The sequence below is a fragment of the Bacillus sp. CGMCC 1.16541 genome (genome assembly GCF_003184905.1).
Lineage (GTDB): Bacteria > Bacillota > Bacilli > Bacillales > Bacillaceae_H > Priestia.
Window position 1 is genome coordinate 65,211 of the sequence record NZ_QFRU01000008.1, and the last position, 15,045, is coordinate 80,255.

The 15,045-nt window shown below is 36.9% G+C and carries 15 protein-coding genes and 1 pseudogene; 11 read left to right on the top strand and 5 right to left on the bottom strand.

The window, feature by feature from the left end; genetic code table 11:
• Positions 1–2 precede the first annotated feature (2 nt).
• The 4 genes from DIS06_RS09775 to DIS06_RS09790 all read left to right on the top strand — a co-directional run bounded on the left by DIS06_RS09775 (position 3) and on the right by DIS06_RS09790 (position 4,785).
• Positions 3–1,304 (top strand): sugar ABC transporter permease, encoded by a 1,302-nt coding sequence (locus tag DIS06_RS09775; protein WP_110113082.1) that lies wholly within the window; start codon positions 3–5, stop codon positions 1,302–1,304.
• Position 1,305: 1 nt separating this feature from the next.
• Complete coding sequence (locus DIS06_RS09780) at positions 1,306–2,148, top strand: sugar ABC transporter permease (RefSeq protein ID WP_110113083.1); 843 nt, start codon at positions 1,306–1,308, stop codon at positions 2,146–2,148.
• Positions 2,149–2,221: 73 nt separating this feature from the next.
• Entirely contained in the window at positions 2,222–3,376 is a 1,155-nt protein-coding gene (locus tag DIS06_RS09785; protein ID WP_162595931.1) for an ROK family transcriptional regulator, read from the top strand.
• 74 nt (positions 3,377–3,450) lie between these two features.
• Entirely contained in the window at positions 3,451–4,785 is a 1,335-nt protein-coding gene (locus DIS06_RS09790) for an alpha/beta hydrolase (RefSeq protein ID WP_162595932.1), read from the top strand.
• A 42-nt stretch (positions 4,786–4,827) separates the two neighbouring features.
• Here DIS06_RS09790 and DIS06_RS09795 read toward each other — a convergent pair whose 3' ends face one another.
• A complete protein-coding gene (locus DIS06_RS09795; protein ID WP_110113086.1) occupies positions 4,828–5,271 on the bottom strand; it encodes a hypothetical protein in 444 nt (147 codons plus the stop codon).
• A 215-nt stretch (positions 5,272–5,486) separates the two neighbouring features.
• Here DIS06_RS09795 and DIS06_RS09800 point away from each other — a divergent pair, with 215 nt between their 5' ends.
• Both DIS06_RS09800 and DIS06_RS09805 read left to right on the top strand, forming a co-directional pair.
• On the top strand, positions 5,487–6,659 hold the full coding sequence (locus DIS06_RS09800) for an S-layer homology domain-containing protein (protein WP_110113087.1): 1,173 nt from the start codon (positions 5,487–5,489) through the stop codon (positions 6,657–6,659).
• Between the two features lie 233 nt (positions 6,660–6,892).
• Entirely contained in the window at positions 6,893–7,456 is a 564-nt protein-coding gene (locus DIS06_RS09805; RefSeq protein ID WP_110113088.1) for a GNAT family N-acetyltransferase, read from the top strand.
• Between the two features lie 59 nt (positions 7,457–7,515).
• On the opposite strand, the gene DIS06_RS09810 is transcribed toward DIS06_RS09805, so the two are convergent.
• Both DIS06_RS09810 and DIS06_RS09815 read right to left on the bottom strand, forming a co-directional pair.
• Positions 7,516–7,737: a hypothetical protein gene (locus tag DIS06_RS09810; RefSeq protein ID WP_110113089.1), complete on the bottom strand. Its 222-nt coding sequence runs from the start codon at positions 7,735–7,737 to the stop codon at positions 7,516–7,518.
• 365 nt (positions 7,738–8,102) lie between these two features.
• Positions 8,103–8,687 (bottom strand): exonuclease domain-containing protein, encoded by a 585-nt coding sequence (locus DIS06_RS09815; protein ID WP_110113090.1) that lies wholly within the window; start codon positions 8,685–8,687, stop codon positions 8,103–8,105.
• Positions 8,688–8,797: 110 nt separating this feature from the next.
• Between DIS06_RS09815 and DIS06_RS09820 the strand changes: the two genes are divergently transcribed.
• From DIS06_RS09820 to DIS06_RS09830, 3 genes are all read left to right on the top strand, one after another.
• Positions 8,798–9,031, top strand: coding sequence for an alpha/beta hydrolase (locus DIS06_RS09820; protein WP_110113091.1), 234 nt, complete (start codon positions 8,798–8,800; stop codon positions 9,029–9,031).
• A gap of 413 nt (positions 9,032–9,444) precedes the next feature.
• The gene (locus tag DIS06_RS09825; RefSeq protein WP_110113092.1) at positions 9,445–10,683 is read left to right on the top strand and encodes a Zn-dependent hydrolase; all 1,239 of its coding nucleotides are present in this window, start codon (positions 9,445–9,447) and stop codon (positions 10,681–10,683) included.
• 201 nt (positions 10,684–10,884) lie between these two features.
• A complete protein-coding gene (locus DIS06_RS09830) occupies positions 10,885–11,268 on the top strand; it encodes a DUF302 domain-containing protein (protein WP_110113093.1) in 384 nt (127 codons plus the stop codon).
• A 135-nt stretch (positions 11,269–11,403) separates the two neighbouring features.
• Here DIS06_RS09830 and yppF read toward each other — a convergent pair whose 3' ends face one another.
• Positions 11,404–11,625, bottom strand: a complete 222-nt coding sequence (gene yppF, locus DIS06_RS09835) for a YppF family protein (RefSeq protein ID WP_162595933.1) — start codon at positions 11,623–11,625, stop codon at positions 11,404–11,406.
• 378 nt (positions 11,626–12,003) lie between these two features.
• Positions 12,004–13,026, bottom strand: coding sequence for an LLM class flavin-dependent oxidoreductase (locus tag DIS06_RS09840; RefSeq protein WP_110113095.1), 1,023 nt, complete (start codon positions 13,024–13,026; stop codon positions 12,004–12,006).
• Positions 13,027–13,818: 792 nt separating this feature from the next.
• Here DIS06_RS09840 and DIS06_RS20945 point away from each other — a divergent pair.
• Together DIS06_RS20945 and DIS06_RS20950 are read left to right on the top strand one after the other, a co-directional pair.
• Positions 13,819–14,007 (top strand): annotated as a pseudogene (locus DIS06_RS20945) (HAMP domain-containing protein); the annotation flags it as partial.
• Between the two features lie 123 nt (positions 14,008–14,130).
• Positions 14,131–14,949: a methyl-accepting chemotaxis protein gene (locus DIS06_RS20950; protein WP_481746857.1), complete on the top strand. Its 819-nt coding sequence runs from the start codon at positions 14,131–14,133 to the stop codon at positions 14,947–14,949.
• Positions 14,950–15,045 lie beyond the last annotated feature (96 nt).

Here is a 15,045-nt window from a genome sequence, read left to right on the forward strand (position 1 = left end):
GTATGAGTAGACTTAATAACGAAGCCACACCGACACCGATGAACACACACCGGAAAAAAGCATTACGATGGTCTATTATTCCTGGATTAGGGCAATTTTATAACCGACAATTTGTAAAAGGAATAGGGCTCTTTCTTTTGAGCTTTGCATTTGTTATCACGTTTAAAGACTTATTAAATGAAGGGATATGGGGGCTTGTTACACTTGGAACAAAGCCATTTCGTGATCATTCTATTTTTCTATTAGTACAAGGAATTATCGCATTGCTTGTATTAATAGGAGGAATCGCCATCTATAGTTTTAATTTGTATGACGCCTATCAAAATGGAAAGAAAAAAGATGAAGGACAGCACGTACACTCATTAAAAGAACAATATCACAACTTAATGGATAACGGTTTTCCGTATTTGATGATTTCACCAGGTTTTTTCTTGCTCATTTTAGTCGTCGTGTTTCCCATTATCTTTATGGTGCTGTTATCATTTACAAACTATAACCTTTATCATTCTCCGCCAGCTAGATTAGTAGAATGGAATGGATTTAACAACTTTATTGATTTGATTAAAATGGATATTTGGCGCGATACGTTTGTTTCTGTCTTCTCATGGACGATTGTTTGGACTTTTTTTGCCACTACTGGACAAATTGCAATTGGAATGTTACTAGCGATTGGGGTCAATCAAAAAGAAGTGAAGTTCAAGCGTGTGTTTCGAACCATTTTTATCTTACCATGGGCGGTACCTGCTTTTATTTCCATCCTTATTTTTAGTGGCATGTTTAACGAAACGTTTGGCGCAATTAACAATGATATTTTAGCATTCTTTGGTATTGATCCAATCCCTTGGTTAACAGAACCCGTTTGGACAAAAGTAGCTCTTGTCTTTATTCAATGGTGGATTGGTTTTCCGTTTGTATTTGCGATGATTACAGGAGTTTTACAATCGATTCCAGAAGAGTTATATGAAGCAGCGACAATTGATGGGGCATCGATGTGGGAGAAGTTTCGCTACATCACATTCCCGATAATTTTGTTTACAACAGCCCCCATTATGATTACACAGTTCACAAGTAACTTTAACAACTTTAACGTTATTTACTTATTTAATGGTGGAGGTCCAGCTGTAGCGGGACAAACAGCTGGCAGTACAGACATTTTAATTTCATGGATTTATGAGCTTACACTTTCTTCCGCTCAATATGGAAAAGCAGCAGCGATTACGATGCTTTTATCACTTATTGTCATTAGTGTAGCACTTTGGCAGTTTAAGCGAACAAAATCATTTCAAGAGGAGGATATGATGTAAGATGAATGCAAAATGGCAAAAGAGTATTCGAGTCACAATTACGTATATTGGTCTACTTACAGCGAGTGCGATTATTATTTATCCTATTTTATGGATCATTGGTTCGTCGTTAAATCCAGGAAATAGTTTATCAAACTCGTCTATGTTTCCCCAAAATGCAACGCTTGTTCATTATAAAACATTGTTTATAGGAGAAGGAACACAGTATCTCCAATGGTACTGGAATACATTGAAAATTAGTGTCATTACAATGGTACTTGCGGTCGTTCTTGTTGGATTAATGGCCTACTCTTTTTCACGCTATCGATTTGTTGGTAGAAAGAATGGCCTGATGTTGTTTTTAATTTTACAAATGGTTCCGCAATTCTCAGCGCTGATTGCCATTTACGTTTTAGCCTATTTAAGTGGTTTATTAGATACACATTTAGCTCTTATTTTGATTTACGTCGGTGGGTTGTTGCCAATGAATACATGGTTGGCAAAAGGGTACTTTGATACGATTCCAAAAGAACTCGATGAATCAGCAAGGATGGATGGAGCGGGGCATTTTCGGATTTTTTATCAAATTGTGTTGCCACTAGCTAAGCCTATTTTAGCTGTTATTGCTTTATTTAGTTTTATCACACCATTTACCGATTTTATTTTAGCAACAATTTTACTTCGTTCAGAAGAGAACTACACACTTGCGGTTGGACTATACCGAATGATTAGTGGTCAGTTTGGAAATTCCTTTACGCAGTTTGCAGCTGGATCAGTGTTAATTGCGATTCCGATAAGCTTACTCTTTTTATCACTACAAAAATATTTCGTATCAGGCTTAACAGCAGGAGGAACAAAGGGATAACCTATAATTTCGTCGTATGCATGGTATAATGATAATAAAAGTAAATACGAACGAAAATAGGAGAATAGTTGAAATGGTGTTAAAAGGTCAAAATACAACGCGAACAAAACAATTAAATCAATCGTTAGTTATGAGAGTATTGCTACAACATGGTCCATTATCTCGTCAAAAAATTGCAGAAATGACCGAGCTGACACCAGCAACGATTACATATATTACCGCTGAACTTATCCAAGAAGGTTTTATTATGGAGCGCGGTGATGTTCAAGAAAGCAAAAAGAGAGCAGGGCGAAAATCAATTGCCCTTGATTTGCAAGAGAATAGTTACTGGGTACTTGGTGTGCACATTAGTATGGAATCGCTTCAATTAGGGTTAGTCAATTTAAAAGGAACAACACGTCATCTTCAAACGATTACAGTTCCTGCATCTTTTAATCAAGAACAATATGTAGAATTTGTCGCCAGTGAACTTATTCAATACATCGAGTCACAAGACGTTAATGTTCAAAGTATTGGAATTGGAGCCCTTGGTGTTGTAGATATTGAAAATGGCCAGCTGATTGGTAACGATCGATTAGGATGGCCAGACGTTCCACTTCTTGCATATTTAAAAAAGAAGATTAATCTTCCTATTTTTTTAGATAACAATGTTAGTGCGATGGCGTTAGCTGAAAAAATGTTTGGACATGGACGAAATGTAGCGGATTTCATGTGCTTGTATGTTGGTTACCGAATTGGAGCGAGTCTTGTATTAAACGGTGAACTACATCGTAGTGGTTTAACAGGTGCAGGAGAGTTTGGTCATATGACGTATTTGCCTGACGGAAAGCCTTGTTGGTGTGGAAATAGTGGCTGTTTAAATCAATATGCCTCTGAACAAGCCATTGTAGAAGAATTACAACAAAACGATATACAATCGATTCTTCAACAGGTTAGAGATAGAGAGCCTAAAACGATTAGAGTGATTGACAAAGCAGCAGAGAGAATAGGTGTTGTATTAGCTTCTTTCGTTAATATGATTCATGTACAAAAAGTAGTTATTTGTGGAACGCTTTCACATAAAGAATTTTCGGTCACACCAACGATCGAACGAGAAGTAAATGAACGGTCTTTTTTAGCGAGAAAAGAAGCGATTGATGTGGTTCCTTCGGAATTAGGTGAACACGTTGAAATTATTGGAGCTGGTGGTCTAGCACTTTGGTACGGATTGTATCAAAAGCAAGCATAAAGGGCTTAATCAACAGCTCTTTTTTACAGAAAGAATGATTAATTAATTGAATTAATGCAAAGGAGATAAAGATAGTGAAACAGCATACGATTGTAACGATTCCAAGCTTTCAATCTACTTATTTACAGAACGAGCGAAACCTTTATATTTATTTACCTCCAAGTTATCAAGAAGAAACGAAAAAGACATATCCCGTTTTATATATGCATGACGGTCAAAATATTTTTCATTCGGCTTTTAATGGTCAATCGTGGAACATACATAAAGTAATTGATCAACTTATTAGCGAAAATAAAATGGAAGAAATTATTGTAGTGGGCATTCCAAATATGGAGGAAGAACGGCCAAACGAATATAGCTTTCATACGTTAGATGTAAAAGACTTATCCATTCCACATGCGCTATCTTGCTCGAACCCAAAAGGAGAATTGTACGAGTGCTTTCTTGTTGAGGAAGTAAAGCCCTTTATTGATGCAACGTTTCGTACGAAAAAAGAAGCAGAACATACAGCTCTCATGGGCTCTTCTCGAGGAGGAGCAATCACTTATCACATTGGATTTAGGCGACCTGACGTGTTTAGTATGTTAGGGATTTTATGTCCTTATTTTTATTATGTAGACCCTAAATCATTGCGAGAATTTCCTCAACTTACGCAACCTAACCAAAAGAAAGCGCACCGTAAAATATGGATGGATGTGGGGGAATATGAAGGGTTATTAATTCGGGTCAATCACGTAAAAGAGGCAGCCAAACATCTTCTTAAAATTGGGTATACATATGAAGAAGAATTAGTTTATTATCAAGATCCATTTGCTTCTCATACAGAGAAAGATTGGGAGGAACGCGTCCATGCACCGCTTTTATATTTCTTTGGCCAAAAAAGTGACGTGTCTTCAATTAAACTAACAGGCCGTTCTTTTTTTGGCTTGAATGAAAAAATAGCAGCATTAAATGCTATTAAAACATATAAAAATGGCATGGTTATGAATGAATTACGAGGATCGTATATCGTGAAAGACGAAGGGATTTTAGAAGTTTTAGAAGACGGTACTGTTGTTCCAAAGTCAGTCGGTCAAACGACAGTTACTTTACAAGTAGGTGAGTTAACAATCTCAAAAGATATTGAAATTGTTAACTATGTATCTGATAAAATGCTCGTTTCAATTCAAGTAGAAACAAAAGAAGCGATGAGAGGTACTTCTACTTTGTACGCAGATTTACCCCTAAAAAAGGTAAATGACCATCACTTTTACAATATGTTTATCCTTCCCATTGATACAGGGTTTCGCTTTCAAATTCATACCGATGATGGACGTGGTGAAATTGATCCATATAAGAAGAAAGTTTATCACCAAATCAAAATTGAAAAACCACTTGAGTTTACATTTGTTGTAAATGATTGGGGGTAAAAAAGGCTTGTTGCGTTTGATGAACGTAACAGGCCTTTTTTATTATTGAGCAAGGGTGCTTTTTGATGTTTTCCACTTTTTAATAATATCCTGCTCAATGTTTGTATACGTTTCTTCGTCAATCACTTTATAGATTAAAAGAGACTGTAGTGAGCTAATAAGGTGATCAGCTACTTTTGCATCAATAATAATTTCTTTTGATTGTGTAAGATCTTGAATATTTTCAACTAGATGGATGTTAAATAAATTAATACGTTCTTCTAGTGCGAGTTCTTCTGCGTACTGGATAATTTTATCTCGCTTGACTTGATACATACGTGTTCCAAAGCGTTTTGCACCCAATAATCCGGCTTTTGCATGATTTAATAACAATTGATAGTGAGCTTGTGCTTCGGCTTTATTCTCGACTTTTAGCATCTTAACGACAATACTTGCCGCTTCAGGTAGCGTAATGTAGCCTTTATCTGTTTGATACATTCGTTTCATCTATTTTGTATTCCCCTTAATGACTTGATACGTTTATTATACCAGATCTCTCCTAAAAAGGCCGATTGAGAAGTTTTTAAATGTTTGTGTATTATTTTTACAGTTTTACCATTTTTGGATGTGATAATGCTGTATGATGAAATAGGTAAGAAGTTACATAGAGAAGGAGGTAAATCATTAGCTATTAATAGAACGAGAATAGGGGGAAATGAATAATGATATTCATGAAAAAATGCACCCAGCTACTTTTGGCAAGTATTGTAAGTGTGGCGCTTGTCTTTTCACAGATTAGTCCCGCCTCGGCCGCAAGTTTTAAAGATGTACCAACGACTCATTGGGCAAATAAAGAGATGACGTACCTCGTTTCACAGGGGGTCATAAAGGGCTATTCGGATAAAACGTTTCGACCAAACCACTCCGTAACGAACGCACAAGTCGCTGTGATGATGGCTCGTGCGTTAAAATTAAATTTAAATGGCAGGGCAAACCCAGGATTTAAAGATATTCCTACTACGCATCATGCTTATAAAGAAATTGCGGCTGTGGTGGAACAAGGGATTTTTCCAAAGGGAAGTTACTTTAATCCGAACAGCCCTGTCTCAAGGGAATCAATGGCTCGAGCGCTAGCGAACGGATTCAAATTAAGCGGACAGCATCATATGAACTTTTTAGATGTTCAACCTACTTATTGGGCGTATCCTTATGTTACAAAAGTAGCAGCCAATAAAATTACAACAGGTTATGTAGATAGTACATTCAGACCGAAAGAGCGAGTGACACGTGCACAGTTTTCCGCTTTTATGGCTCGTGCGTTAAATCCACATTATCGTCAGCAAACGACAGTAACCAGAAATGTGGCATGGGGAATGAATAAGCAATGGGTTAAAAACGTTGAAAATGGTTATAGCAAGCTCATTGGTGAAACAGCAGATACGTTAGTGTTTAAGAGTAGGAAGTTTGATATCGATGTTTACATTCTTTATATGTTTGAAAGAGGTAGTGTTTCATCGATCATCGTGGATTACGCACCAGAAGATACGTATTATTATGAGGATTGGCAAAAGCAAGATATTTTTGATGGATTAATAGGCATGACGGCTCTAGAGCTTGGTTTTCCGGATGATTATGTAGAGAATTACGATGAATACGCAGCCTTTTGGGATAAAGGACACTACCATGCGATGGTATTTGTAGCGGATTATCAAGGAATGGATACAAAAGCTTCCGTTGGCTATTTTAAACCTGAAACGAGTACGTACGAAGCTAAGAAAATTGAAAGTAAGAGTCAGAGAGTGTTACGAGAAGTTTACGGAGAAGTAGAAAAGAAAGAGACTGAAGAGAAAGAAGATAAAAAGCAAGTTCAACTTCTTCGCTTACTAGAAGAATAAATTAATAGTCGGTCAAAAGAGGTGAAAAACCACACCTGTTTGGCTCGGCCCGCCACAACTCCTGCCTACAACATCCATGTTTCAACGGATAGAGAGGCAAGGGGTGTGGCATATTTACGCTTTTTTGTTTCAATGACAGATGGTCCTCATCATAGTTATTGGAAAACAAGCAGGAATGTGAAGCTATGATGGAGAATTGTACAAAATCTATTTTCTACATAGGAGATGTTCACATGAATCCATTACTATTAGACTTTCCAACTGAATTTGAAACAGATCGACTACTCATACGTATGCCGAAACCAGGTGATGAACATGGGATGTATAAAGCAATAAAAGACTCACAAGCAGATTTAAAAGAATGGATGATCTTTGCACAAAAAGAGCAAACACTTGAAGACGTTACGCTTGATATTCGTGAAGCACATATTGCTTTTTTGAAGCGAGAGGACTTACGTTTAGTGGTGTTTTTGAAAGAAACAGGGGAATTAGTCGCCTCTTCTGGTTTGCATCGCATTGATTGGTCCATTCCACGCTTTGAAATTGGCTACTGGATTAACTCAGCGTTTCGCGGGAAAGGGTATATGACAGAAGCCGTTCAAGGGATTACTGATTTTGCGATTCGTGAATTAAAGGCACGCCGAATTGAAATTCGCTGTGACTCACGCAATGTAAAAAGTCGAGGAGTAGCAGAGCGCCTCAATTTTACATTAGAAGGGATTTTAAGACAGAACGGCAAATGTGTGAAAACAGGAGAACTAATTGATACGTGTGTATATGCGAAGGTGATGGATTAAATCATCGTAAAGAAACTTCTTTACTGCATAAAAAACGCTTGGATCAAGCGTTTTTTATGTTACTTTGCAAAGTTTTTTTTGAAAATAACAACGTTTACGGCGATGAAAAAGCTAATGGTTGCGACAATAAAGACTTCATCGTATCCATTTCTTCCAATTTGATAAAAAGTTAGAAAGGGAACCGTTCCAGCGATACTTAAACTTACGATTGGTCGTTTTTTGACTAATTGAAGAGCTAATAAGATTGCAGCGACAGTTAGAAAGAAAAAAATCCAGCTCATTTGTATACCTCCAACATTTTTATGACTTTTAACATATAAACTTGCTTCATTGGCTCATTCCATTAAATTTTTATAGTAAGAGTGTGTTCTCTCCCAAATAAATTCTTTGAAATAGAAACGAAACTCCTCGATAACTTGCTCATCTAGCATATGTAGAGCATTCTGTATATGATCTGAGACACCACTTCTATTGAACTCCATGTAAAATCCTTTTTCAACTATACTCTAGTTTAACTAAATCTCTCCTCATTCTTTATGTTCATCTATTATTTTAACAAATAATGAGAATAATGAGAATATTAAACTTGAGAATTGTTAACATGAAAGGTGATAGAATTTGTATATGAACATAAAAGCAAGTCGCTCTACGTACGACTTGCTTTTACTTTAGGTTTACTCATGGCTTTATTCATTACTTCAAAAAAATAGGGCTGACCGTTCGGGTTTTGGTAAGTGAGAAGTTGAAGTGTTGCTTTCACATCGTCCATTGCTCGGTGAGCTTGTTCACGGCCAATATTGTGTGCATCAAGAAGAGTTGTTAACTTTTTAGTGAAAAACCCATACTCTTTCCATTTCACCGCTCTCATTGAGCAATGCCACTTTTTCTCAAACAGTTCTGGATAGCGTTTAATTAAAAATCCTCGATCAAACGATGCATTATGAGCAATAATCATATCGGCCTTTCTAAAAAGACTCACAACTTTTTCATCATCTAACACTTCGTTTTGCACCATGTTATTTGTAATTCCTGTTAATCTTGTAATATAAGAAGGAATAGGAGTAGCTGGCATATGAAAGCCTGCGTATTCATCCACCATCTCTAGTACTTTTCCTGTATGTGAGTCATAAGAACACAAAACAATGGCTAACTCAATAATCTCGCATTCGTAAGGGCTTAAGCCCGTTGTTTCGATATCCACAATCGCTGCAAGTTTTCTTTCTTCGTTCATTTATTTATCGCCCTCTCCATTTGCTATTATTGTAACGATATCATATTTTTCTAAGCTGTGTCTTATTTTTTGCCAATGTGCATATAAACAAAGAAAGCACGTCAAAAAACATGATGAACACACCTTTGCATCTACCCATGTATCTTTTCGGAGGAAGCGATGACCCTGTAAGTGAGTATGGAAAAGGGATCGTACATTTATCGAATACGTATCAGTCGATAGGGGTTGAAAATATCACATATAAACTGTATGAAGGCGGACGACATGAAATGTTAAATGAACGAAATCGTGATGAAGTGATTGAAGATATTATGAAGTGGATTTATCAAAACGTCAACGTGTAGAAAGCTGGCTATCTCTTTAAATAGTGTAACTTAACAGCAAATTTTTATAAGAAAGCAATTTCCTAGATCAAAAGGAAATTTAACTTACGATGTGTAATAGTATATTGAAAGCGTTATCAAAATAAAGGCATTCATCAGTCACTAAATGCTAAAAAAGTAAATGTAGATGCACTATCCCGTTCCTCTCTATCTGTTGATAGTAGTGGATTTTTTGAAAAAGGGTTGGTGTCAGCTGAGCCAAACAAGGGTGTTTTTTCCTCCATTTTGTCTTAGCCCCAAATCTCTCATCGTAGGAAAGTGTGCTAGAAGTTTTGACAAACAAGCGGTGTTACGTCATGGTTTCTGTCATAGTTATGAAAATAGCACCAAGACATGCATAACGAATCTGAACTAGTTGAGAAGGAGTGGATGAAATGCAACGACAAAAGTTATTAATCAATGGTGAACGATTAAAACAGGAGTTAGAACGATTTGCTGATTTTGGCCGCACGGAAAACAATGGAGTCACAAGGTTGGCGTTGTCACAGGAAGATCGTTTAGCGCGTGACCACTTTCGAGCTTGTTGTGAAGAGTTAGGGATGTCAGTCAATATTGATGACATGGGCTGTATGTATGCGACATTAGAAGGAACAGAGGATGTACCACCGATTGTTATGGGTTCACACATTGACTCTGTAAAAAAGGGTGGACGATTTGATGGGATTTTAGGAGTTGTAGCTGGCCTAGAAGTTGTGCGTACACTTGTTGAAAATAATGTGAAGCCTCGCATTCCAATTACAATTGTAAATATTACCAATGAAGAAGGAGCGCGTTTTGAACCGTCAATGATGGCATCTGGTGTGTTATCTGGAAAGTTTGAAAAAGAAGTCATGATGAAAAAGATAGATATAGAAGGTATTACATTTGAGGATGCGTTAAAGAAAATTGGGTATGATGGAGATAGTGAAAATCGCTTAACAGAAGCGACAGCATTTCTAGAACTACATATCGAGCAAGGTCCTGTTCTAGAGCAAGAGAAGCTTTCAATTGGGGTTGTTGAATGTGTGTTAGGTATGGTGTGCTATGACATTGAAGTAAGTGGCTTTTCAAATCATGCAGGAACAACACCTATGCCGATGCGTAAGGATGCTCTATTTGTTACCACTGATTTAATTACCGAAGCGCGTAAAAAATTAAGTGCGTTAGATGAAAAGCTTGTTTATACAATGGGTCGCATGAACGTATTACCAAATATTCATACGGTCATTCCAAATAAAGTGGTATTTTCACTTGAAGCGAGACACCAAGATGAAAAGGTGATTGAAGAGGTAGAGAACATCATTCAGTCTTTAACACAATCACCGTCTATTACAGATGGATGTAGTGTCAAAGCAACAAAGCTTTGGAATCGTGATACCGTTTGGTTTGACAAAGGTGTAGTTGAACAAGTAGAAGAAGCAACAAAGTCGCTCGGATATTCCTATAAACGAATGGTAAGCGGTGCAGGGCATGATGCGCAATTCCTACAAAGTTATATTCCAAGCGCAATGATTTTTATTCCAAGTCAAAACGGGCAAAGTCATTGTGAAGAAGAATATTCAACGTGGGAAGAATGTGAATGCGGTGTGAATGTTCTATTAGAAACTGTGATGGGATTGTTAGCAAAAGCGTAATGAACGAAAGGGAGTAGGGACGAGCCTGCTTCCTTTTTCTCTCTTCTTGTGATAGCAAGCCCTCATCTTAATGAATGTAAGCCGCATATCTCAAGAATAGGGGAGAAGTAAATCAGTATTGTTTAAAAGAATAATAAGATGAAAAAAGAGTAACACACTAATAACAAAGCTCGTTATTTTAAACAAAAAGGAGAATATGAGATGTTTCATTATACAAAAGAAGTAACAATGTCAGTTGAAGAGACGATTTTAAAACTAGAATCATCTTTAAAAACTGAACAATTTGGGGTGCTTTGGCAATTCAACATAAAAGACAAGCTCCAAGAAAAAGGATTAGAGTTTGATAAGGAATTTATCGTGTTAGAAGTGTGTAACCCAGGAGAAGCAAAGCGAGTGTTAGAAGAAGAAAGTTTAGTGAGTTATTTCTTACCTTGTAAAATAGTTGTATACAAAGATGGAAATCAAACGAAAGTCGGAATGCCAAGACCGACTGTTTTAATGGAGATGTTTGAAAATGATAAGCTTCAACAGCTCGGAGCAGATATTGAAAATCGTTTAGTTCACTGTATAGATCAGCTTTCGTAAGTAAAAATCACACTTATCTTATGAAGCGACGGTTTTTCAGACTGTTGAGAAGTTTTTTCTCAACAGTCTGAAAAGAAACAAAACGACGCTGTTTTTAAAATCTTATCATCATAGCGTTCCAAGCCTTTTAACAACTCACAGTGATTGTATGCTCGTAAAAAGCTTGCAATCGCGCATAAACGGTACTTGTTCTTCCACTTTGCGTTTTTGAAGTTCAATGAAGAGTTGTTTGTATTCGGACTTCGTTACATCTCCTTGTGTATAACAAGTTTGAAGATAACGTAATAACTCATTTGTATGAAGTGGACTTCGTTTTTTCATTAAAATAAATCGAAAAATAAAATCTTCCATTAACATCATAATCCCTCCAGTATAATTCGTATTCCGGTCGCGTTTGAAAGCGTTTACAAAATCATACCATAAAAAGATAAAAGAACAACAATAAACATTTAGACAATTTCTAACAAATATGCTAAATTTGTCAAATCATTAGTTTAGAGTATGAAGCAAGTATCTTTTTGATTGGGCATCTTGGAAATTTTTTAACGAGAGGTAGTCTTACTTTGTACGTATAAACAAGCGTATACGTGCTAAAAGAGTTACGGAAGAGGGGTGGAATGAAAAGGGTTGGTTGTTACACGTTACGTTAAGAAAGAGTGGTTCAGCTTGACGAAGATTTGATACGTTCTCATCAAGCTGAACCAACAGTCATCATCTAGTTAATGTCCGTTGAAGTTAGTTTCCACTCATAATTTCGCTCACAATCTCAAATGAACGTAGGCGAGCATCATGGTCATAAATTTGACCGTGAATCATGAATTCATCTGCTTTTGTTTCTTCAGCAAATGCTTCTAACTTACGTTTAACCGTTTCTTTGCTTCCGATAATCGATGTGCTTAATTGTTTGTGCAAAATAGCTTCTTCGTAAGGTGACATGAGGCCATCCATACTGTCAACAGGAGGCTTGAGTAAGCCAGGTGTATTTCGAATAAGATTTAGAAACTGTTGTTGTAAAGAAGTAGCTAGTCGGTTTGCTTCTTCATCTGTATCCGCTGCAACGACATTGACACCAACCATCGCATAAGACTTTTCTAAATGATCAGAAGGACGGAAATGATTGCGATAAAGTTCAAGAGCCGGCAACGTATTCTCAGGAGAGAAGTGACTGGCGAATGCAAATGGTAAACCAAGTTGTGCCGATAATCTTGCGCTAAATCCACTCGAGCCGAGCAGCCAAATCGGTACGTTTAATCCTTCACCTGGAATCGCACGAACTCGTCGGTTTTCCCCTTCTGCTAATGGTGTAAAATACGTCTGTAATTCTTCAAGTTGTTCTGGGAAATCATCCGCACCGCTTTGTAATGTACGACGCAATGCATGAGCCGTTAGTTGATCCGTTCCTGGTGCACGCCCTAACCCAAGGTCAATCCGTCCTGGAAATAACGTTTCAAGTGTTCCAAATTGCTCGGCAATAACGAGTGGAGCATGGTTTGGAAGCATAATGCCACCAGATCCCACACGAATCTTAGATGTACCAGCAGCGATATGCCCAATCACAACAGAAGTTGCTGAACTAGCGATGCCAGCCATGTTGTGATGTTCAGCTACCCAATATCGATTGTAGCCCCAATTTTCAGCATGTTGCGCTAGATCAAGGGTGTTTCGTAATGCATCAGAAGGTGCAGATCCTTCAATGACAGGCGCTAAATCTAAAATAGAAAATGCAATGTTCGTCAAGTTTGTTTCGTTTGTTGGCATAAATTCATCTTCCTTTTATCGTATAGTTCATAAACAGTACATTTTTAAATTACAGTTTTATTGTATCAAGGATCTTTCGAGGCTCAAAATGATTTGCTTTCTTTCACTCGTAACTATGTCTTAAATGTGAATATTGCAAGAAGTATAGATATTTTCCCCTACTTTATTGATTGTGAGACTTGTAACATGAGTCTAAATATCTATAAAATAAACATGTGAACAAGTCGAGAGGAGAAAAGCTTTGTGAAAACCATTAAACAAAGATTATTATTGAGCTTTTTTAGTATTGTTATGCTAATGCTATTACTAGGGGGATTTAATTACTTTGTACTTCAGAAAATAACAAATCAAACGAAAGATGTGGTGTCAGAACAACTGCCACTTCTTATTAAAGATCAACAGCTTGCATTTAATCTATCTCAGCGTATTGCCGTATCAAGAGCCTATCTTTTATTTGATGATAAAAGCTACAAAGAAGACTTTATAAGGTATACAGAAGAAAGTAAAAACATTCAAGAAGATCTTTTACAAATGGCACATTCACCAGAAGCAGAAGTATTAATTAATAAAAGTATTCAATGGAGAGAAATGATTGAAAAAGAAGTATTTGCAGCATATGAAAATGGAGATAAAGAAGCTGCGATTACGATTTTAAACGAAAAAGCCACTCCTTTAGTTAGAGAAATTATGAGAGGCTTTGAAGAAGCATCATTAAACCGAGAAACGATCATTGTAAAAGACAGTGACCGAGTGATAAAAGATAGCGAAATGATGGCTAATGTAGGTACTGGTATGTCTATCTTTATTTTAATAGTAGGTATCGTTGTGTCATTAATCGCTGCATCCCGTATTTCTCATCCATTAATAAAAGTAAAAGAGCGGCTACAATCCATTGCATCGGGAGATTTAACAACTGAGGCCGTTCAATTACACACAAAAGATGAAATTGGTCAATTAGCTAAAGCAGCTCAACAAATGCAAATAAACTTACGTACGATGATGAATAAACTGACAATTGCGTCCTTAGAACTTTCAAGGCAAAGTGACGAGTTAAAACAATCAGCTCACGAAGTAAAAGAAGGAGGAGAACAGATCGCATCTACAATGGTTGATCTGTCTATTGGTACGGAATCTCAAGCCAACCATGCAAGTGAATTAACGGAACAAACAAATCAATTCATTAAGCGAATTGAACAAACTCAGCATGACGGAGAACAAATTGCAGATGCATCAACTAACGTTTTAACCATGACTAATAAAGGAGAAACGTTAATGGGTGAGTCAATTAATCAAATGGCTACGATTCACCAAATTGTAGAAAGTGCCGTTGAATCTGTCAAGTTACTTGATAAACAATCAAATGAAATCTCAAGTCTAGTTTATGTGATTAAAGACATTGCTGAACAAACCAATTTACTAGCGTTAAATGCAGCGATTGAAGCCGCACGTGCAGGCGAACACGGAAAAGGTTTCGCTGTCGTAGCTGCAGAGGTAAGAAAGTTAGCTGAACAAGTATCTAGTTCAATTGGGAATATTACAGATATTGTGAATACGATTCAGAGTGAATCAAAAGCTGTCGTTTATTCTCTTGAAAAGGGTTATAGTGCAGTGAATGTTGGTTCTCAAAAAATTGAAACGACAGGAGAAACGTTTAAAGAAATCAACCAAGCCGTGTCTCAAATGACGGAAAGCGTTAAGAACATTTCAAAAAATATTCGTGACATTACGAATCAAAGTCATCAAATGAATCAATTTATTCAAGAAGTCTCAGCAATATCAGAAGAATCTGCAGCTGGAGTTGAAGAAGTGACAGCATCCACTCAACAAGTGAGCGCAAGTATGGAGGGAGTCTCAAAGAGTTCAGACCAACTTTCGCAACTAGCTGATCAACTAACCGAACAAGTAAAACAATTTCGAGTATAAGAGCTCGTAAAAATTGGATGGATAGTCAGAGCCATTCACTCATATAAGAGAATCAAAACATCCTTTTTCTGTACCATACCTGATAAGATATGTAGG

What these genes read in the sequence shown, in the direction of transcription:
- DIS06_RS09825 (WP_110113092.1), top strand. Translation starts at nt 9,445, where the DNA reads ATGCAACGACAAAAGTTATTAATCAATGGTGAACGATTAAAACAGGAG.
- DIS06_RS09800 (WP_110113087.1), top strand. Translation starts at nt 5,487, where the DNA reads ATGATATTCATGAAAAAATGCACCCAGCTACTTTTGGCAAGTATTGTA.
- DIS06_RS09775 (WP_110113082.1), top strand. Translation starts at nt 3, where the DNA reads ATGAGTAGACTTAATAACGAAGCCACACCGACACCGATGAACACACAC.
- DIS06_RS20950 (WP_481746857.1), top strand. Translation starts at nt 14,131, where the DNA reads ATGGTTGATCTGTCTATTGGTACGGAATCTCAAGCCAACCATGCAAGT.
- DIS06_RS09815 (WP_110113090.1), bottom strand. Translation starts at nt 8,687, where the DNA reads ATGAACGAAGAAAGAAAACTTGCAGCGATTGTGGATATCGAAACAACG.
- yppF (WP_162595933.1), bottom strand. Translation starts at nt 11,625, where the DNA reads ATGTTAATGGAAGATTTTATTTTTCGATTTATTTTAATGAAAAAACGA.
- DIS06_RS09780 (WP_110113083.1), top strand. Translation starts at nt 1,306, where the DNA reads ATGAATGCAAAATGGCAAAAGAGTATTCGAGTCACAATTACGTATATT.
- DIS06_RS09840 (WP_110113095.1), bottom strand. Translation starts at nt 13,026, where the DNA reads ATGCCAACAAACGAAACAAACTTGACGAACATTGCATTTTCTATTTTA.
- DIS06_RS09830 (WP_110113093.1), top strand. Translation starts at nt 10,885, where the DNA reads ATGTTTCATTATACAAAAGAAGTAACAATGTCAGTTGAAGAGACGATT.
- DIS06_RS09810 (WP_110113089.1), bottom strand. Translation starts at nt 7,737, where the DNA reads ATGAGCTGGATTTTTTTCTTTCTAACTGTCGCTGCAATCTTATTAGCT.
- DIS06_RS09795 (WP_110113086.1), bottom strand. Translation starts at nt 5,271, where the DNA reads ATGAAACGAATGTATCAAACAGATAAAGGCTACATTACGCTACCTGAA.
- DIS06_RS09820 (WP_110113091.1), top strand. Translation starts at nt 8,798, where the DNA reads ATGATGAACACACCTTTGCATCTACCCATGTATCTTTTCGGAGGAAGC.
- DIS06_RS09805 (WP_110113088.1), top strand. Translation starts at nt 6,893, where the DNA reads ATGAATCCATTACTATTAGACTTTCCAACTGAATTTGAAACAGATCGA.
- DIS06_RS09785 (WP_162595931.1), top strand. Translation starts at nt 2,222, where the DNA reads ATGGTGTTAAAAGGTCAAAATACAACGCGAACAAAACAATTAAATCAA.